The 17,683-nt window shown below is 71.4% G+C and carries 16 protein-coding genes; 10 read left to right on the top strand and 6 right to left on the bottom strand.

Going from position 1 to position 17,683, the window contains the following annotated elements:
* Positions 1 to 32: 32 nt before the first annotated feature.
* Positions 33 to 1,775 (bottom strand): DEAD/DEAH box helicase, encoded by a 1,743-nt coding sequence (locus EV186_RS34020; protein WP_208115920.1) that lies wholly within the window; start codon positions 1,773 to 1,775, stop codon positions 33 to 35.
* A 322-nt stretch (positions 1,776 to 2,097) separates the two neighbouring features.
* On the opposite strand from EV186_RS34020, the gene EV186_RS34015 reads away from it, so the two are divergent.
* On the top strand, positions 2,098 to 3,177 hold the full coding sequence (locus tag EV186_RS34015; protein WP_208115919.1) for a YihY/virulence factor BrkB family protein: 1,080 nt from the start codon (positions 2,098 to 2,100) through the stop codon (positions 3,175 to 3,177).
* Here the strand turns inward: EV186_RS34015 and EV186_RS34010 are convergent.
* A complete protein-coding gene (locus EV186_RS34010) occupies positions 3,144 to 3,401 on the bottom strand; it encodes a DUF3039 domain-containing protein (RefSeq protein WP_208115918.1) in 258 nt (85 codons plus the stop codon). The genes EV186_RS34015 and EV186_RS34010 overlap by 34 nt on opposite strands.
* Before the next feature lie 89 nt (positions 3,402 to 3,490).
* On the opposite strand from EV186_RS34010, the gene EV186_RS34005 reads away from it, so the two are divergent.
* The 4 genes from EV186_RS34005 to EV186_RS33990 are packed head-to-tail and all read left to right on the top strand — an operon-like array spanning position 3,491 to position 6,650.
* Positions 3,491 to 4,300: a sporulation protein gene (locus EV186_RS34005; RefSeq protein ID WP_133853600.1), complete on the top strand. Its 810-nt coding sequence runs from the start codon at positions 3,491 to 3,493 to the stop codon at positions 4,298 to 4,300.
* A 40-nt stretch (positions 4,301 to 4,340) separates the two neighbouring features.
* Entirely contained in the window at positions 4,341 to 4,856 is a 516-nt protein-coding gene (locus EV186_RS34000) for a TIGR03618 family F420-dependent PPOX class oxidoreductase (RefSeq protein WP_133853599.1), read from the top strand.
* The gene (locus EV186_RS33995) at positions 4,849 to 5,781 is read left to right on the top strand and encodes a pseudouridine-5'-phosphate glycosidase (RefSeq protein ID WP_133853598.1); all 933 of its coding nucleotides are present in this window, start codon (positions 4,849 to 4,851) and stop codon (positions 5,779 to 5,781) included. The genes EV186_RS34000 and EV186_RS33995 overlap by 8 nt, the downstream gene beginning before the upstream one ends.
* Entirely contained in the window at positions 5,778 to 6,650 is an 873-nt protein-coding gene (locus tag EV186_RS33990; RefSeq protein WP_133853597.1) for a carbohydrate kinase family protein, read from the top strand. Before EV186_RS33995 ends, EV186_RS33990 begins: the two co-directional genes overlap by 4 nt.
* Before the next feature lie 38 nt (positions 6,651 to 6,688).
* Here EV186_RS33990 and EV186_RS33985 read toward each other — a convergent pair whose 3' ends face one another.
* Positions 6,689 to 7,012 (bottom strand): DUF3099 domain-containing protein, encoded by a 324-nt coding sequence (locus tag EV186_RS33985; protein ID WP_133853596.1) that lies wholly within the window; start codon positions 7,010 to 7,012, stop codon positions 6,689 to 6,691.
* A gap of 85 nt (positions 7,013 to 7,097) precedes the next feature.
* On the opposite strand from EV186_RS33985, the gene EV186_RS33980 reads away from it, so the two are divergent.
* The 5 genes from EV186_RS33980 (at position 7,098) to EV186_RS33960 (ending at position 13,799) form a co-directional block, all read left to right on the top strand.
* Positions 7,098 to 8,615: a DUF7782 domain-containing protein gene (locus EV186_RS33980; RefSeq protein WP_133853595.1), complete on the top strand. Its 1,518-nt coding sequence runs from the start codon at positions 7,098 to 7,100 to the stop codon at positions 8,613 to 8,615.
* Between the two features lie 3 nt (positions 8,616 to 8,618).
* Entirely contained in the window at positions 8,619 to 9,044 is a 426-nt protein-coding gene (gene dtd, locus EV186_RS33975) for a D-aminoacyl-tRNA deacylase (protein ID WP_133853594.1), read from the top strand.
* Between the two features lie 342 nt (positions 9,045 to 9,386).
* A complete protein-coding gene (locus tag EV186_RS33970; protein WP_133853593.1) occupies positions 9,387 to 10,361 on the top strand; it encodes a sigma-70 family RNA polymerase sigma factor in 975 nt (324 codons plus the stop codon).
* 899 nt (positions 10,362 to 11,260) lie between these two features.
* Entirely contained in the window at positions 11,261 to 12,916 is a 1,656-nt protein-coding gene (locus EV186_RS33965; RefSeq protein ID WP_243754441.1) for a fumarate hydratase, read from the top strand.
* A 10-nt stretch (positions 12,917 to 12,926) separates the two neighbouring features.
* On the top strand, positions 12,927 to 13,799 hold the full coding sequence (locus EV186_RS33960; RefSeq protein WP_133853591.1) for a phosphotransferase family protein: 873 nt from the start codon (positions 12,927 to 12,929) through the stop codon (positions 13,797 to 13,799).
* A gap of 2 nt (positions 13,800 to 13,801) precedes the next feature.
* Here EV186_RS33960 and EV186_RS33955 read toward each other — a convergent pair whose 3' ends face one another.
* From EV186_RS33955 to EV186_RS33945, 3 genes are all read right to left on the bottom strand, one after another.
* Positions 13,802 to 14,344, bottom strand: coding sequence for a hypothetical protein (locus tag EV186_RS33955; protein WP_133853590.1), 543 nt, complete (start codon positions 14,342 to 14,344; stop codon positions 13,802 to 13,804).
* A 105-nt stretch (positions 14,345 to 14,449) separates the two neighbouring features.
* Positions 14,450 to 14,908, bottom strand: coding sequence for a hypothetical protein (locus EV186_RS33950; RefSeq protein ID WP_208115917.1), 459 nt, complete (start codon positions 14,906 to 14,908; stop codon positions 14,450 to 14,452).
* A gap of 85 nt (positions 14,909 to 14,993) precedes the next feature.
* On the bottom strand, positions 14,994 to 17,678 hold the full coding sequence (locus tag EV186_RS33945; RefSeq protein WP_243754440.1) for a bifunctional acetate--CoA ligase family protein/GNAT family N-acetyltransferase: 2,685 nt from the start codon (positions 17,676 to 17,678) through the stop codon (positions 14,994 to 14,996).
* Positions 17,679 to 17,683 lie beyond the last annotated feature (5 nt).

Below are 17,683 nucleotides of genomic sequence, written 5' to 3'. Positions count from 1 at the left end.
AGCAGCTGACCGAGATCGGCCGGTCGAGCGCGCTACCACGACCGCAGGGTCGCGATGCGTTCCTCGAGTTGTTCGACCGTCGCCATGGCGGTCGGCGGGCCGCCGCAGTGCGACCGCAGCTCGTTGTGGATCTTGCCGTGGGGCTTGCCCGTGCGGTGGTGGGTCATCGCGACCAGGGCGTTGAGCTCCTTGCGCAGGTCGGCCAGACGCTCGGCGACGGTCTGGTTGCGGGCCCGCTCGGGCTGGACGGGTCGTTCGACCGGCGCGGCCGAACGCTCCTTCAGCTGTTGTTCCTGCCGCTGGCGCAGCAGCGCGCGCACCTGGTCCGGTTCCAGCAACCCCGGCAGGCCGAGGAACTCCTGTTCTTCCGCGGAGCCGGCGAACGTCGCCGTGCCGAACGAGGAACCGTCGAAGATCACCTGATCCAGTTCGGCGGAAGCGCCGAGCGAGGTGAACGCCTTCTCCTCCTCGCCGGGTTCGTCCTTGGTGCGGTTGGCGTCGGCGAGCAGCTCGTCGTCCCAGCCGTCCTTCTCCCGGTGCGGCTTGCCGAGCACGTGGTCGCGCTGCGCCTCCATCTCGGCGGCGAGCTGCAGCAGGTTCGGCACGCTCGGCAGGAACACGCTCGCGGTCTCGCCGGGGCGCCGCGCACGCACGAACCGGCCGATCGCCTGCGCGAAGTACAGCGGCGTCGACGCGCTCGTCGCGTAGACGCCCACCGCGAGCCTGGGCACGTCGACGCCTTCGGAGACCATCCGGACCGCGACCAGCCAGCGATCGTCGGACTCGGCGAACTCACCGATGCGCCCGGACGCCTTGGGGTCGTCGGAGAGCACGACGACGGGGTCGTGGCCGGTGGCCACGTAGATGAGCTTCGCGTACGCCCGTGCGGACTCCTGGTCGCTGGCGATCACCAGGCCACCGGCGTCGGGCATGCCACCGTTGCGCAACTGGGTGAGCCGGGTGTCGGCCGCGGCCAGCACCGCGGGCATCCACTCCCCCGTCGGGTCCAGCGCCGTGCGCCAGGCCCGCGCGTTCTGCTCGGCGGTCAACGGCTCGCCGAGACGGGCGGTGAACTCCTCGCCGGCGCTGGTCCGCCAGCTCGCCTCGCCGGAGTAGGCGAGGAAGAGAACGGGCCGGACCACGCCGTCGGCCAACGCGTCGGAGTAGCCGTAGGTGTGGTCGGCCTTGCTGCACTGGAAGCCGTTGCCGTCGGGTTCGTAGGTGACGAACGGGATCGGCGAGTCGTCGCTGCGAAAGGGGGTCCCGGTCAGCGCCAGGCGCCGCACGGCGGGCGTGAACGCCTCACGCACCGCGTCACCCCAGGACTTGGCGTCGCCACCGTGGTGGATCTCGTCGAGGATCACCAGCGTCTTGCGGTTCTCCGTGCGCACCCGGTGCAGGGTCGGGTGGGCGGCGACCTGGGCGTAGGTGACCGCGACGCCCCGGTAGTCCCGCGAGGTGGCGCCGGTGGTGTTGCGGAAGTTCGCGTCGATCGGGATGCCCGCGGCCGCCGCGGAGGCCGCCCACTGGTGCTTGAGGTGCTCGGTCGGCGTCACGATCGTGACGGCCTCGACGGTGCGGTCGGCGAGCAGCTCGGCGGCGATCCGCAGCCCGAAGACCGTCTTGCCCGCGCCCGGGGTCGCGGTGGCGAGGAAGTCCTTCGGCTTGGCGGCCAGGTACTTGGTCAGCGCCCGGCGCTGCCAGGCGCGCAGCGGACGGGCCGGCGGCGCCTGCGGCTCTGCGTCGGCTTCCAGCGCGGAATCGGCACGGGTCACGGACGCCCAACTCCCCTTTCGAGCACAGATCCCCTCAAGACATGATCGAGCCCTCAGCCGAGGACCGGAGGCTCCCACGCCCGCCGGTCAGCCAAGCCCGGTCCCCGCATCGCGGTCGCGCGTGAGCCGGTGGACCGGTCTCGGGGGAACAGGCCTCGTCGTTGAGGGCGTCGATCAGTTTACCCGTGGCCTCCCGCGGCGCCGGGCAACCCGCGACACGCGGCATGCCGATCTTGGGTGTACTCAGCCAAATCGCGGCGAATAGACCATGCTTGTCATGCGTACGAGCGCGTCGTCGACCACCAGGCCCCGAGGGGAGGGCATGAGTCCGCATCCCCGAAACCCGGCCCCCGAAGTGCCCGCGGTGCCGCACGACGGCCGGAAGGGTCCGTCGCGGTTGCTCGCGCGCACGTGGGAGAAGGCGTGGGAGGGCAACCTCTTCTCCGAGGCCGCCGAGGCCGCCTTCTGGCAGACCCTCTCGCTGCCGCCGCTGCTGCTGGGCCTGCTCGGCAGCCTCGGCTACATCGCGGAGTGGTTCGGCCCCGACACCATCCAGATGGTGCACGACAAGATCCTCGACTTCACCCGCACGACGTTCAGCCCGAGCGTGGTCAACGGGATCATCGACCCGACGGTCAGCGACATCCTGACCAAGGGGCGCGGCGAGATCCTCACCGTGGGCTTCGTCATCTCGCTGTGGGCGGGCTCGTCGGCGATGTCGTCCTTCGTCGACGCGATCACCGTGGCGCACGACCAGTACGGGGTGCGCAACGAGGTGTGGCAGCGGTTCTTCGCGCTGCTGCTCTACATCGCGAGCCTGTTCCTGCTGGTGATCGGCCTGCCGGTGCTGGCCATCGGGCCGGACCTGCTGCCGAAGTTCTTCCCGGTCTCGTGGCAGCCGAAGGTGACCGACCTGGTCGACGTCCTCTACTACCCGGCGATCGCGGTGCTGATCGTGCTGGCCCTGGCCACGCTCTACAAGCTGGCGCTGCCCCGCAAGCTGCCCTGGCACCGGGGCCTGCCCGGCGCGGTGCTCGCCATGCTGGTGTTCCTGCTCTCCAGCATCGGGCTGCGGCTCTACATCTCGCTGATCACCAAGACCGGCTACACCTACGGCGCGCTGGCCACCCCGATCGCGTTCCTGCTGTTCCTGTTCTTCATCGGCCTGGCCATCGTCATCGGCGCGTACTTCAACTCGGCGATCCAGGAGATGTGGCCGGCCAAGATGACCAAGCGGCAGCGCCGGCGCTGGCGGCGGCTGGAGATCGCGCGCCAGGCCGAGCAGATCAGGGCGCAGACGCCCGCGGCCTCGGGCGGCGATCAACCCGCGCCTGAGGAGCCCGCGTCACCCAAGCCGGCGGCCGAACCTCAGTCGTCGCCGCCGGGCGGCATGCCTTCGTAGATCTTCTTGCAGTCGGGGCACACCGGCGAGCCGGGCTTGGGCGACTTGGTCACCGGGAAGACCTCACCGCACAGCGCCACCACGTGCGTGCCCATGACCGCGCTCTCGGCGATCTTGTTCTTCTTCACGTAGTGGAACATGTCCGGCGCGTTGTCGCCGGTGGTCTCGGTGCCCTCCGGGCGGGTGTCGACCTCGGGAAGTGTCTGCGTACTCACGTCGTCCATGATGCCTGATCGCCGCCAAATGACACCGAACGACTCCAAACGACGCCAAACGACTCCGCGCGGCCCCGTGGCCTGGCAGGATCCCGCGCATGTTCCAGAAGGTGTTGGCCAGTTTCGGTTCCGGCGGCGCGAAGGTGGACGCGCAGCTGATGGACCGCAGTGTGCGCCCGGGCGGCACGTTGCGCGGCCAGGTGCAGCTCATCGGCGGGCAGGTCGACCAGGAGGTCGAGTCGCTGGAGGTCACGCTGGTGGCCCGCGTCGAGGTGCCCGGGACGGAGGGTCGTCCCGCGCACCACGAGGACACGGCGTTCCAGAAGGTGCGGCTCTCCGGCCGCGAGGTCATCAAGGCCGGCGCCCAGGTGACCGTGCCCTTCGAGGTGCAGCTGCCGTGGGAGACCCCGGTGACCTCGGTGCTCGGCCGCTACCTCACCGGCATGGCCGTGGGCCTGCAGACGAACCTGAGCCTGGCGGGCACGATGGTGGACCCGCAGGACGTCGACGCCGTGGCCATCGAGCCGCTCCCGGCGCAGCACCGGATCCTGGATGCGTTGTCCCGGCTGGGTTTCCAGTTCCGGGACGCGTCGCTGGTCAGCGAGCGCATCGACGGGGTCGACCAGCAGCTGCCGTTCTTCCAGGAGATCGCGTTCACGCCCTCGCCCGCCGCGGCCAAGGTGTTCAACGAGCTGACGGTGAGCTTCCTGGCCCGCCCGCGCGACGTGCAGGTGGTGCTGGACGTCAACAAGAAGGTCCGGGTGCTCAAGGGCGGCGGCCTCGGCGCGCGCGGCCAGGCCATGCTCGGCACCTTCGACGTCGACCAGGCCGCGACCAACACGAACTGGGAGCAGCGCATCGACGGCTGGCTCAAGGAGCTGGCCAAGCCGCGCGGCATCTTCGACTGACCGCCCGGAATTGTCAGGGTGGCGCGCGAGAATCCGCGGCATGACCGAACCGCGCGCCACCCGCCCGCACATGCCCGGCTACGGCGTCTCGCCGTCGGCCGACGGGATGCTGCCGTGGTCGTGGGCGCGGTTACGGCTGCGTGCGTCCCACGACTACTGGATCGCCACGGTGTGGCCGGACGGCAGGCCGCACCTCATGCCGGTGTGGGGCTGCTGGGACGACGAGGCGGGCCTGTGGTTCTCCTCGGCGCACGGCTCGCGCAAGGTGCGCAACCTCGCCGCCCGCCCCACGGTCACCGTCGCGACGGACGACCCGCGCAACCCCGTCGTGGTCGACGGCGTCGCCGAACTGGTCACCGACCACGACGCGGTCGAGCGGTTCGCCGACGCGCTCAACGACAAGTACCGCACGGGCTACCCCATGACGTTCTTCGAGACGAACGCCCTGGTGCTGGTCCGGCCGCACTCGGCGTTCGGCGTGGCCGACGACCGGTTCACCGAGTCCCCCACCCGCTGGTGGTTCGACCGCGACGGGGATCATGCCAGGCATGAGTAAGACCGAACGCCTGGTGATCGCCGACGAGGTCGCCGACGCGCTGGCGACAGGCACCGCCGTGGTCGCACTGGAGAGCACGATCCTGGCGCACGGCCTGCCGTGGGACCGCAACCTCGCGGTCGGCCGCGAGCTGGAGCGCATCGTCCGCGACGCGGGCGCCGTGCCCGCGACCATCGCCGTCCTCGACGGCGCCGCCCGCATCGGCCTCGACGACGATGCGCTGCAGCGGGTGTGCGCGCCGGACGCGGACCTGCGCAAGCTGTCGCGGCGCGACATCGGCGCCGCGCTCGCCCTGGGCACCGACGGCGCCACCACGGTGGCCGCGACGGCGGCGCTCGCGGCCGAGGCGGGCATCGCCGTGTTCGCCACCGGCGGCCTCGGCGGCGTGCACCTTGCCGCACCCGAGGGCGCGGTCAGCTGGGACGTCTCGGCGGACCTGGGCGTGCTGGCCCAGACCCCGGTGCTGGTCGTGTGCTCGGGTGTGAAGTCGGTCCTCGACATCGGCGCGACGCTGGAAGTGCTGGAAACGGCCTCGGTGCCGGTGCTCGGCTACGGCACCGACGTGTTCCCCGCGTTCTACCTGCGCGACTCGGCATACGAGGTCCCGTGGCGGGTGAACACGCCGTCGGACGCGGCGGCCGTCGCCCGGTCGCACTGGACGTGCACGCCCGGCAAGTCCGGTCTGGTGCTGGCCAACCCCATCGCCCCCGAGCACGAGATGGACCGCGCCCTGCATGCCATGCTGCTGGCCGGCGGCATGGACCTGGTCCGCAGCCGCAACGTGCGCGGCAAGGACGTGACCCCGGTCCTGCTGGAGCACTTCCACACGGCGAGCGAGGGGGCGAGCCTGGACGCGAACGAGGCGCTCGTGCGCGGCAACGCGGAACTGGCCGCGCAGGTGGCCGTCGAACTCACCAAACTATGACCGATCACGTGGTCGTCCTCGGTGACGCGGCCGTGGACGTGGTCGTGCACCCCGCTGCCGCCGTGGCTCCGGGCGGTGACGTGCCCGCGACCATCCGCAGGACCATCGGCGGTGCGGGCGCCAACACGGCGGCGTGGCTCGCCTTCCTGGGCGCTCCCACGGCGTTGATGGCGCGGGTCGGCGACGATCCCGAGGGCCGGCGGATCGCCGCTGACCTCACCGCCCGCGGCGTCGACTGCCGCTTCGCGGTGGACCCGGAAGCCCCCACCTGCGCGGTCGTGGTCATGGTCGATGCGACGGGCCAGCGCACCATGTACTCCGACCGCGGCGCCGCGGCCCGCCTCGCCGTGCCCGACCTGGACGCGGACGTGATGGCGACCGCCAAGCACCTGCACGTGTCGGGATACCTGCTCCTCGACCCGTTGTCGCGCCTGGCCGCGGTGGCGGCGCTGACCGCGGCGGCGGCCGCGGGGGTGACGACCTCGGTCGACCCGCAGACCGCGGTGGCCATGGGTCCGGAACTGCTGGACCTGGTCGGCGGCGTGGACCTGTTGCTCCCCAACGCCGACGAGCTGGCCGCGCTGACCGGTTCACCGGACCCGGAGTCGGCACGGGACCTGCTGGACGTGGTCGGTTCGGTGGTGGTGACCGCGGGCCACGCGGGCGCGACCTGGGTGGACCGCATCGGCATGCACACCGCCCCGGCGGTGGAGGTGACGAGCGTGGACACCACGGGCGCGGGCGACGCCTTCAACGCGGGCCTGATCGCCGCCCTGATCAACGACGCCCCGGACCCCCTGACCCACGCGATTGCCACCGCAGCGACAGCAGTGACCCAACCCGGCGCCGCCCCACCCAAACTGCCCTGACGCACGACGACGAACTGGTTGAGCGGGCAACCCAAAGGTCAACCCTCGATGACCTGATGCCCCGTCGGCTCGATCTGCTGGGGCTCGTGCACCCCAGGCTTGAACTTGCTGACCTTCTCCGCCTTGCGCGGCGGCCGGTCGTTGGCCATCAGCACCGCGATCCACGGCAACGGGACCGACAGCACGACGAAGATCACCGCCACCCACCACGGATCGTGGAACAAGGCGGCGGCGATGAAGAACGGGATCCGCATCGCCATGGTCAGCAGGTACCGGCGCTTGCGCTCTTCCCGCTGATCGTGCAGCGATCGCGCCGCCTCGGTGATCAGCACCGGGGTGTCGTCCTGCTCGTGGCCTTCCACGACACCACCTCCGTTCCCCACTATCCCACTTCCGTGCCCCCACAGGTGACGGAGGTGGACAGCAAAACGTGACACGATCTGCGCCGTGCTCAGCGATCTTTCCGCTCTTTCCGGCCCGCTGTCGGCCGCCCTGCGCGAAGCCTTCCAGGCCACCGGCTACCACGCCGACGGCGTCCTCGACCTGCTCGGCGCCCAGGCCCACACCGCGTTGGGCCGCGGCGAACCGGAACCCGCCCGCCGGGCCAGCCGCGACGCCGGCGAGCTGGGCACGCTCGTGCGCCTCCTGCTGCTCGGCGACCCCGAGCCGGCCGGCGCGGTCGAGGCCGCGCTGCCCGGCGTGCGCACCGGCGACCTGATCGCCGCGGGCCTGCTCGCCCCGGACGGCGACCGCCTGCGGGCCGCGCTCGACGTGCGCCCCTACGGCGACGACGAGGGTTCCTGGTGGGTGTTCGCCGACCTCGACGCCGACCAGCGCCCTGACCGCCGGGTGCCCGCCGACCACGTGCTCGGCATCGGCCACGCCTCCCTGAGCCTGGCCCGGGCGACCATGCGCCGCCCGGTCGGTTCCCTGCTCGACCTCGGCGCCGGGTGCGGCGTGCAGACCCTGCACGCGAGCAGGCACGCGCGCAGCCTCACCGCGACCGACCTCTCCGAGCGCGCGCTGAGCCTCGCCCGCGCCACGTTCGCGATCAACGAGCTGGACGTGCGCACCGAGCGCGGCTCGTGGTTCGAGCCGGTCGCGGGCCGGCGGTTCGACCAGGTCGTCTGCAACCCGCCGTTCGTGGTCGGCCCGCCGCGCGTCGACTTCACCTACCGCGACTCGGGCCTCGCGGGCGACGGCGCCAGCGAGCTCGTCGTGCGTGGCCTGCCGGACGTGCTCGCCGAGGGCGGCGTCGGTCAGTTGCTCGCGTCGTGGCTGCACCTGCCCGGCGAGGACTGGGCCCACCGGGTCGCGGCGTGGCTGCCGGACACCGGCGTCGACGCGTGGTTCGTGCAACGCGACGTGGCCGACCCGGCCTTGTACGTCGGGACGTGGTTGCGGGACGCCGGCATCGACCCGCGCTCACCGCAGGGCTCGGCGCAGGCCTCGGCGTGGCTCGACTGGTTCGCCGAGAACGACGTGGCGGGCATCGGCTTCGGGTTCGTCACCCTGCGCCGCACACCTGACGGCACGCCCACCCACGTGGACTGCGAGGACCTGCGCCAAGCCTTCGACGACCCGCTGGGCCCGGAGGCGGCGGGCTGGCTGGATCGCGTGGACTGGTTGCGCCGCAACGACACCCGCGAGGCGTTGCTCGACACCGCGTTCACGGTGCCGCGCACGGTGGTGCTCGAGCGGGTGGCCGAACCGGGCAGCGAGGGCTGGGCCGAACTGGTGCGCCGGCTGCACCGGATGGACGGGCCGGGCTGGCAGCACGAGGTCGACGAGCTGACCTCCGCACTGCTCGCGGGCTGCCAGGGCGCCTTGCCGCTGCGGGAACTGCTCGCGTTGCTGGCCGGCGCCCACGGCCTGGACAGCGCGTCCCTGGTGGACGCCGCCGTGCCCGTGGTCGTCGACCTGCTGCGGCACGGCATGCTGCTGCCGCCTGAACTGGCGGGCTGAGCCGTGCGAGCGGTTGTGGCACGGGTCACCTCGGCGCGGGTGACCGTGGCCGACGAGGTGGTCGGCGCGATCGACGAGCCGGGCCTGCTGGTGCTGCTGGGCATCAAAGTCGGCGACGAACCGGCACTGGCCCCGGTGATGGCCCGCAAACTGCACGAATTGCGCATTCTTCGCGACGAGGAGTCCTGCGCGACGACCGGCGCGCCGCTGCTCGTGGTGAGCCAGTTCACCCTCTACGGCCAGACCCGCAAGGGCAGGCGCCCGTCGTGGATCGAGGCGGCCCGGCCGCAGGACGCCGAACCGTTGGTGGAAGCGGTCGTCGCCGAGTTGCGGGCACGCGGCGCGACGGTGGCAACCGGACGCTTCGGCGCACCCATGGCGGTACACAGCGTGAACGACGGACCCTTCACCGTGCTCGTCGAGCTGTAGGACCCTGACTGTCCATCAGGGACAGTCAGGGTTCGGTAGGGGTCGGAAGTCAGCCTGTGGGCCGATGCGCGCGCACTGCCGGGCACGAGACCGTTTGCGGGGACGGGATCGGGGTAACCGTTTCTCAGCAAAAGCTCAGGTAAGGGCGAACAACCGATGTTCCCCGCGTCACGTCCACCAAGTGTGGAAGTCGGGAACGAATCGAGACGACGAAGCGTTTTCCCGATTGAACGGCCGCCGAGCAGCCCACCAGGGCAGCACAGGGCTCAGCGACCACCGCGCCACCGCAGTGCTGGGGTGACCCGCCGCACACCAGCCCGCAACAGGGGGAGGGAGCATCCAATGACGATCCCGCAGCAGCGTGACCGAGAGTTCGTCGCAGAGTCCGCCGACCTTGACGCCCAAGGTCCCGCCGCGGACTTGGTTCGAGTGTACTTGAATGGCATCGGCAAGACCGCGCTGCTCACCGCGGCGCAGGAAGTCGAGCTGGCCAAGCGGATCGAGGCAGGCGTGTTCGCCCAGCACATGCTGGACACCGCCGCGAAGCTCTCCCCCACCCGTCGCGAGGAGTTGCTGACCCTGGTCGCCGACGGGCACGTGGCGAAGAACCACCTGCTCGAGGCCAACCTGCGCCTGGTCGTGTCGCTGGCCAAGCGCTACACCGGGCGCGGCATGCCGCTGCTCGACCTGATCCAGGAAGGCAACCTGGGCCTGATCCGCGCGGTCGAGAAGTTCGACTACACCAAGGGCTTCAAGTTCTCCACCTACGCGACCTGGTGGATCCGCCAGGCCATCACCAGGGGCATGGCCGACCAGGGCCGCACCATCCGGCTCCCAGTCCACCTCGTGGAGCAGGTGAACAAGCTCGCGCGCATCAAGCGCGACCTGCACCAGCAGCTCGGCCGCGAGGCGACCCACGAGGAACTGGCCAACGAGGCCGGGCTGACCCCCGAGAAGGTCGCCGACCTGCTCGACCACGCCCGCGACCCGGTAAGCCTGGACATGCCGGTCGGTTCCGAGGAGGACGCCCCGCTGGGCGATTTCATCGAGGACGGCGAGGCCACCGACGCCGAGAGCACGGTGATCTCCGGCCTGCTGCAGGACGACCTGCGCCGCGTGCTCGCCACCCTCGACGACCGCGAGCAGTCGGTGATCCGCCTGCGCTACGGCCTGGACGACGGGCAGCCGCGCACGCTGGACCAGATCGGCAAGCAGTTCGGCCTGTCCCGCGAGCGGGTGCGCCAGATCGAGCGCGAGGTCATGTCGAAGCTGCGCCAGGGCGAGCGTGCGGAGAAGCTGCGCGCTTACGCCAGCTAACAAATCCCAGAGTCTGGTCGTCAGCTACCAACACTCACCCGTTCGGCCGCGTTGACTTGTGACGCGCCTCACGACAACGTGGGTAGACACAACGACTTCGCGGCCCGGCCACCCCGGTAGCCGCACCCCACGGGAGGTCGGGACGGCCGGGGGCCGCCCCGGCCTTCCGGCCTTCGGCTCCCCTACTCATCGCTGACGCGATTTCGCTCGGGGGCCGGAAGGGCGTCTTTTGGGGGCCAAGCCCCCAAACCCCCGGCCGGCGGGCTCCGCCCCCGGACCCCCGGCCCCGGCACCCGAATCCGCCACCCGCCCAGTCGGCCGACGGCTGAGCCGCCCCCAGCCCCCGCGCGTGTCCCCTCTTCCGACCGGGTGTGTCCCCTCTTCCCGCCAGGTGTGTCCCCCGCTCCGGCAGGGCGTGTCCCACACTCACGCCCGGCGTGTCCCCCGTTCCGACCTGGCGTGTTCCCTCGTTCCGGCACCGCGGGCCTGCCTGTCGACCAAGTCCCACGGGCTGCCGACCCCTCGAACCCAGCCCCGAGGCCAGGCCAAAGCTATCCAGCTGGGTTCGGTTTTACACGGGGCACGGCGGCCATACGCTGTCCGGCAAGCAAGGGCAGCACCGCCTGCCCCTTGTTCCGCGCTTGCTGGCCGCCGTGGGGGTCCCCGTGTCAAACCGAACCCACCCACACGCTCGCCGCACCTGACACGCTCGCACCCACGAAGCACGCCAGGCCGTCACAGGCAGCCCCACACACGCGCCTCCCATGCGCCGCCCGCACCAGCGCCCCCCACGTGCTCGCCCACCTGACACGCTCGCACCACACCCGCCAACCACCCAAAACCCGGCGAGTAACGTCCCCAACCGTCGAACTGACTGCGCCAAAGGGAGTCCGCGGGCTGTGAGCACCACCTTCCAGTACACCGACGTCCTGCCCATCGGGCCCGACACCAAGACCGAGTACCGGCTGGTGAGCGAGGAAGGCGTCAAGACCGTCGAGGCCGCCGGGCGGACGTTCCTGGAGATCGAGCCCGCGATGCTGACGCGCCTGGCCAAGGAAGCGATCAAGGACATCCAGCACCTGCTGCGCCCGTCGCACCTGGCCCAGCTACGGGCCATTGTGGACGATCCCGAGGCCAGCGCCAACGACCGTTTCGTGGCAACGGATCTGCTGCGCAACGCGTGCATCTCCGCCGGTGGCGTGCTGCCCATGTGCCAGGACACCGGGACCGCCATCGTCATCGGGAAGCGGACCGAGTCCGTGCTGACCGGTGGCACCGACGAGGAAGCGTTGTCGCGCGGGATCTTCGAGGCCTACCAGGAGCTGAACCTGCGGTACTCGCAGATGGCGCCGGTCACGTTCTGGGACGAGAAGAACACCGGCACGAACCTGCCCGCGCAGGTCGAGCTCTACAGCAAGCCTGGCACCGACCCGGTCTACGAGTTCCTGTTCATGGCCAAGGGCGGCGGCTCGGCCAACAAGACTTTCCTTTACCAGGAAACGAAAGCCGTGCTCAACCCGAACCGGCTGGCGAAGTTCCTCGACGAGAAGCTGCGCAGCCTCGGCACGTCGGCGTGCCCGCCGTACCACCTCGCGATCGTGGTGGGCGGCATGTCCGCCGAGTTCAACCTGAAGGTCGCGAAGCTCGCGAGCGCGCGGTACCTGGACAACCTGCCCACCGAGGGCTCCGCGCTGGGCCACGCGTTCCGCGACGTCGACCTCGAGCAGCAGGTGCTGGAGATGACGCGGCAGTTCGGCATCGGCGCGCAGTTCGGCGGCAAGTACTTCTGCCACGACGTGCGCGTCATCCGGCTGCCCCGCCACGGCGCGTCGTGCCCGGTCGGTGTCGCCGTGTCGTGCTCGGCCGACCGGCAGGCCAAGGCCAAGATCACGCCCGCAGGCGTCTTCCTGGAGCAGTTGGAGCGCGACCCGGCGCAGTACCTGCCCGAGGTCGAGGACGAGCACCTCTCCGACGAGGTCGTCCGGATCGACCTGACCCGCCCGATGGACGAGATCCGCGCGACGCTGAGCGAGCTGCCGGTCAAGACCCGGCTGTCGCTGACCGGCCCGCTGGTGGTGGCGCGCGACATCGCGCACGCGAAGATCAAGGAGCGCCTGGACGCGGGCGAGCCGATGCCGCAGTACCTGAAGGACCACCCCGTCTACTACGCCGGGCCGGCGAAGACGCCCGAGGGCTACGCCTCGGGGTCGTTCGGGCCGACCACGGCCGGGCGGATGGACTCCTACGTCGAGCAGTTCCAGGCAGCGGGCGGCTCGCTGGTCATGCTGGCCAAGGGCAACCGGTCCAAGCAGGTCACCGAGGCGTGCCAGGCGCACGGCGGGTTCTACCTGGGCTCGATCGGTGGACCCGCGGCCCGGCTGGCGCAGGACTGCATCCGCAAGGTCGACGTGCTCGAGTACCCGGAGCTGGGCATGGAAGCCGTGTGGAAGATCGAGGTCGAGGACTTCCCCGCGTTCATCGTGGTCGACGACAAGGGCAACGACTTCTTCGCCGGCACCTCCCAGCCGACCCTGCAGATCAGCTTCCGCCGCTGAGGGCAGCGGGGTGCGGGAACTCGCCGAACAGGCGGTGACCTGCTGGCGCGGCGAGCCCGGTGACGGGTCGATCGAGGTCCGCGCCAGCGGCGGCAACGGTGTGGTCCTGCGGGCCGAGCGGGACGGCGAGCCGCTGGCGATCAAGCTCTCCCCCATCGACGAGCGCGAACGCGGTCAGCGCGAACACGACGCGTTGGCCGCGCTCGCCGGGTCGGGTCTCGCGCCCGAACCGATCGCGTTGGTGGTGGCGCCGAGCGGCGCGCCGGTGACCGCGCTCATCACGTCGTGGGTCGACGGCAAGGCGCCAGGGCCGACTTGGGCCGACGCGTACAAGACCGCCGAAATGCTGGCCGTGGTCCATGAGCACACGCCGAAGGGGCTGCGTCCGCCGTACCCCGCCTCGGACGCGGTTGCCTTGCTGCGGCGCGGAAAGCGGCGGCTCAGTGAGCTGCCCGCAGAGGTCGCCGCGCCACTGCACGAGGCAGCCGACCGGTTGCTCGCCAAGCCCACGCACCCGACGCGGCCGACGCTGGTGCACTGCGACGCGAGCCCGCCGAACCTGCTGGTGACCCCCGCGAGCCGCGTGCTCGTCGACTGGGAGTACTCAGGTCTCGGGGATCCAGCGCTCGACCACGCCTACCTGTGCGCGCATCCGACCTCGCTCGACGTCTTCGCCGAGCACCCGGAACGGTGCGACGAGCTCGCCGAACTCCTTGGGGGCACGCGCTTCGCGCTCACCGCGTCCGTCCTCTACTGGACGATCATCCACGAGATCCTGATCCGCACCCCGCAACCAAGGCTGGCAGGGGCGCGGCAGCGGGATCCGGCCGCCCTGCACGGCCAGGTGACCCGCTACCGCGCCTGGTTCCAGCGGCTCGCTTGACCTCAGAAGCTCGAGGACAGGTGAACCACGCGCTTGTCCAGCGGCGCGTCGAGGCGCACCAGGGCGGGCTTCTGGTTCATCGACTCGGCGCAGCGCTCCCCGCCCTGCGGGGTGTCCATGGGCACCAGCGCGATCCACACGCCGTCGGCGTTCTGCTGCTTGACCACACCCTGCATCGTGGCGCAGCCGGTCGCGTTGCCGATGGTGATGCGCAGGGTCCGGCCGCCGTCGCCGATCGACACCTGCGGCTCCTTGCCGAAGTTCGGCAGCTCCTTGGTGTCGACCTGGCTCGCCGGCAGGACCATGACCACGCCCGGCGCGTTCCCACCCGGGCGCTTCGAACCACCGTTCGGGTCCGGCTCACCCGGCGCGATGCCGTTGCCGGAGGTCGGCGGAGCCGGCGTCACCGAAGACGGCGCCTGCGCCGACGAACTCGTGGTGTTCCCGGCGTTGGCGGGCGCCGCGGTGCCGTTGTCCGGTGAACCGCAGGCCGCGAGCGCCAACGCCACTGCGGCCACGGGCAGCAAACGCACGATCGTCTTCATGGTTCAAGGACGGTATTCGCCACCCGTTCGGTTGCATCAGGCGGCAGACGTGACGGTGCCCGGCCGGGGGGCACGTCCGGCCGGGCACCAGGGAGGGAGGTCTGCTTATGCCTTGCGTTCGGTGTGCTGCACGACAACCGTGCGGTTGCCCAGCGGCAGCTCCAGTTGCGTGGTCACCTTCGGGTAGCGCAGGTCCATCGTGCACGGGCGGGGCTTCGCGGGCTGGGTCTCCACCAGCGTCAGGATCACCTTGTCGGCGCCCTCGTCGCTCACCTCGGCCGAGGCACGGCCGCAGCCGCCTTCCTGGGCGACGGCGCCGATGGTCTTGCCGTCACCGTCCAGCCACACCATGTGCGGGAAACCCTTGGGCAGCTTCGAGTAGTCGACCTGCTTGGCGGGCAGCTGCTTGGCGCCGTCTGGTGGCGTCCGGGCCGGCTGTCGATCGGGTGTGCCGGCCGGTGCCTGGGTCGTCGCGGGCGCCTGCGGCGCCGGTTGCGCGTTCGTCCCTTGTGAACTGCCGCAAGCACTGCCGAGCACCAGCAGAACGCCTGCGCCAACTGCCATCGTCAGTCGAGTCATGTGGCGTTTCATGTGCAGAGGACGGGCTCCGCACGGTGACCGGTTGCACGCGGTTCGCGACTTTTTCCGATCACCCGGCCGCGGTGACGTCACGCATGCGGCGGGGCCCGTCGTCGTGGCGCGACGGCGGCGGCCCGACGATCACCCGCGCGCCGGTGACGTGCGCACCGGACGGCGAGGCGAGCACCGGTTGCAACACCAGCGAGCGCACCTCGGGCAGGTCCTCGGCGAGCGCGCTGACCCGCAGCACCAGCCCGGCGAGCGCGTCGAGGTCCACCTGGTCGCTGCCGCGGTACCCGGTGAGCACGGGCGCGGCCCGCGGCGCACGGACCAGGGAAGCGGCGTCGGTGTCGGTGACCGGGACGGCGCGGTACGCGCGGTCGCCGAGCAGCAGGCTGACCATCCCGGACAGTCCGAACGAGACGAGCGTGCCGAACGACGGGTCGTCCTGCAGGCCGATGGTGCACGCGGTGCCGGCGGGCACCATGCACTGCACGTACACCTCGTCGGTGCCGGTGGCCGCGCGCAAGGCGTCGTACGCGGTGCGCACCGCGTCCTCACCTGCGAGGTCGAGACGCACCGCGATCATCTCACCGCGCTGCCACGGCGAGCCGCCGAGCGACTTCACCGCGACCGGGTAGCCGAGCTCGGCCGCGGCGGCCACTGCTGCGTCCGCGTCGCCGGCCACGCGGTAGGGCACGACCTCGATGCCGTAGTGGCCGAGCAGGCGCACCACGTCGGCATCGGACATCTCCCCGCCGCCCCGTTCCAGCACACTGTCCACAAGGGAGCGTGCACCGTCGGGGTCGATGCCGTCGGGGCGGACGTACTCGCCCTGCGGCGCGGAACGCCAGCGTGCGTACCGGACCACACGCGCGAGCGCGAGCGCCGCTCGCTCGGGGCCGGGGAACGACGGGATCGACCCGCGCAGCGGTTCGCCGTCATCGCCGGTGATCGCGAGTTCCGCCGGAATGCCTTCCGCCGCAAGGAAAGTCGACACGATCGGCTTGCCGCGGCTGGGCAGGCCGGCGACGGCGTCCCGCAGCGCGCGGGCGTACGCGCTGCCCGGGATCGCGACCGGCGGCACGAACACCACGATCAGCGCGTCGACCTCGTCGCGGGCCAGGGTGTCGCGGACCGCCGCCGCCAGCGCCCCGGGATCCCCTTGCGCCCCGATGTCCACCGGCTCGCCCGCCAGCTCGAGGCCCTGGGCGAGCGCGGCGTCCGCGGCCAGCAGGCCGATGGCCGAGGAGTTGCCGACGATGCCGACCCGGCCGCCGTGCGGCAGCGGCTGGTGCGCGAGCACGAGCGCGGTGTCGAAGAGCTGGTCGAGCGACTCGACCCGGATCACCCCGGCCTGCTCGAAGAGCGCCTGCACGCTGGTCTCGTCGACCGGCACGGAGGTGGCGGCGAGCGCGGGCAGGGTCAGGTTGCGCCCGGACTTCACCGCGACGATCGGCTTGGTTCGGGCCAGCCGCCGGGCCAGGCGGGCGAACTTGCGCGGGTTGCCGAACGACTCCAGGTACAACAGCACGACATCGGTCGCCGGGTCGGTCTCCCAGTACTGCAACAGGTCGTTGCCGGACACGTCGGCGCGGTTACCCGCGGAGACGAAGGTGGAGATGCCGAGCCCCCGCTCGGCCGCGTCGGCGAGGATCGCGACGCCCAGCGCGCCGGACTGGCAGAAGAACCCGGTGCGGCCGCGGGCGGGCAGGCGCGGTGCGAGCGAGGCGTTGAGCCGCACGGCCCGGTCGGTGTTGAGCACGCCCAGGGCGTTCGGGCCGACCACCCGCATGCCGTGGGCGCGCGCCTCGGCGGCCAGGCGGAGTTCGGCGCTGCGCCCGTGCGGGCCGGTCTCGCCGAACCCGGAGGAGACGACCACCAGCGTCTTGACGTTCTTGGTCAGGCAGGCGTCGACCACCTCGTCGACGCTTTCGGCCGGCACGGCGACCACCGCGAGATCGACCGGATCCGGGATGTCCAGCACCGTCGGGTAGGCCCGCACGCCGTGCACCGACCGGCGCTCGGCGTTGACCGGGTAGACCGGGCCCGCGAAGTCCGCTTCGAGCAGGTGCGACAGCACGGCGTGGCCGACCTTGCCCGGTTCGGCGGACGCGCCGATCACCGCGACCGAGCCGGGGTGCAGCAGGTTGTGGACGCTGCGTGCCTCGGCCGCCTGCTCGCGGGCGTAGGCCACCCGCACCGATTCCTCGGTCGGGTCGATGTCGAACTCCAGGTGGATGACGCCTTCCTCGTAGGCGCGGCTGACCTGGTAGCCGGCGTCGCGGAAGACCCGCACCATCTTGCCGTTCTCGGCGAGCACCTCGGCCACGAAGCGGCGCAGCCCGCGTTCCCGCGCGGCCGCCGCCAAGTGCTCGAGCAGGATCGAGCCGAGGCCGCGGCCCTGGTGGGCGTCCTCGACGAGGAAGGCGACCTCGGCGGAGTCGCCGCCGTCGATGCGCTCGTAGCGGCCGACCGCGATGATGTCGCCGCCCAGCAACGCGGCGAACGCCACCCGGTCGTGGTGGTCCATCGTGGAGAACCGCTCGAGGTCCTTGGCCGGCAAGGTCGGGTACGGGCCGAAGTAGCGCAGGTAGCGGGTGCGCTCGGAAAGCCTGCCGTGCAAGGCGAGCAACGCGTCCGCGTCGCCCGGGGTGATCGGTCGCATGTGGACGGTGCCGCCGTCGGACAGCACGACGTCGGCCTCCCACGCGCGTGGGTAGTCGTACGGGTCCGGCTTCTCCGGGGAACTCACCGCGC

Source organism: Labedaea rhizosphaerae (assembly GCF_004362825.1).
Lineage (GTDB): Bacteria > Actinomycetota > Actinomycetes > Mycobacteriales > Pseudonocardiaceae > Labedaea > Labedaea rhizosphaerae.
The sequence above is the reverse complement of the archived record's forward strand: the minus strand, read 5'-3'. Positions and strand labels throughout refer to the sequence as shown.

Excerpts from the sequence above, each read along its gene's own strand:
- EV186_RS34015 (WP_208115919.1), top strand. The coding sequence starts at position 2,098 with ATGAGTCCGCATCCCCGAAACCCGGCCCCCGAAGTGCCCGCGGTGCCG.
- EV186_RS34010 (WP_208115918.1), bottom strand. The coding sequence starts at position 3,401 with ATGGACGACGTGAGTACGCAGACACTTCCCGAGGTCGACACCCGCCCG.
- EV186_RS34005 (WP_133853600.1), top strand. The coding sequence starts at position 3,491 with ATGTTCCAGAAGGTGTTGGCCAGTTTCGGTTCCGGCGGCGCGAAGGTG.
- EV186_RS34000 (WP_133853599.1), top strand. The coding sequence starts at position 4,341 with ATGACCGAACCGCGCGCCACCCGCCCGCACATGCCCGGCTACGGCGTC.
- EV186_RS33995 (WP_133853598.1), top strand. The coding sequence starts at position 4,849 with ATGAGTAAGACCGAACGCCTGGTGATCGCCGACGAGGTCGCCGACGCG.
- EV186_RS33990 (WP_133853597.1), top strand. The coding sequence starts at position 5,778 with ATGACCGATCACGTGGTCGTCCTCGGTGACGCGGCCGTGGACGTGGTC.
- EV186_RS33970 (WP_133853593.1), top strand. The coding sequence starts at position 9,387 with ATGACGATCCCGCAGCAGCGTGACCGAGAGTTCGTCGCAGAGTCCGCC.
- EV186_RS33955 (WP_133853590.1), bottom strand. The coding sequence starts at position 14,344 with ATGAAGACGATCGTGCGTTTGCTGCCCGTGGCCGCAGTGGCGTTGGCG.
- EV186_RS33950 (WP_208115917.1), bottom strand. The coding sequence starts at position 14,908 with ATGGCAGTTGGCGCAGGCGTTCTGCTGGTGCTCGGCAGTGCTTGCGGC.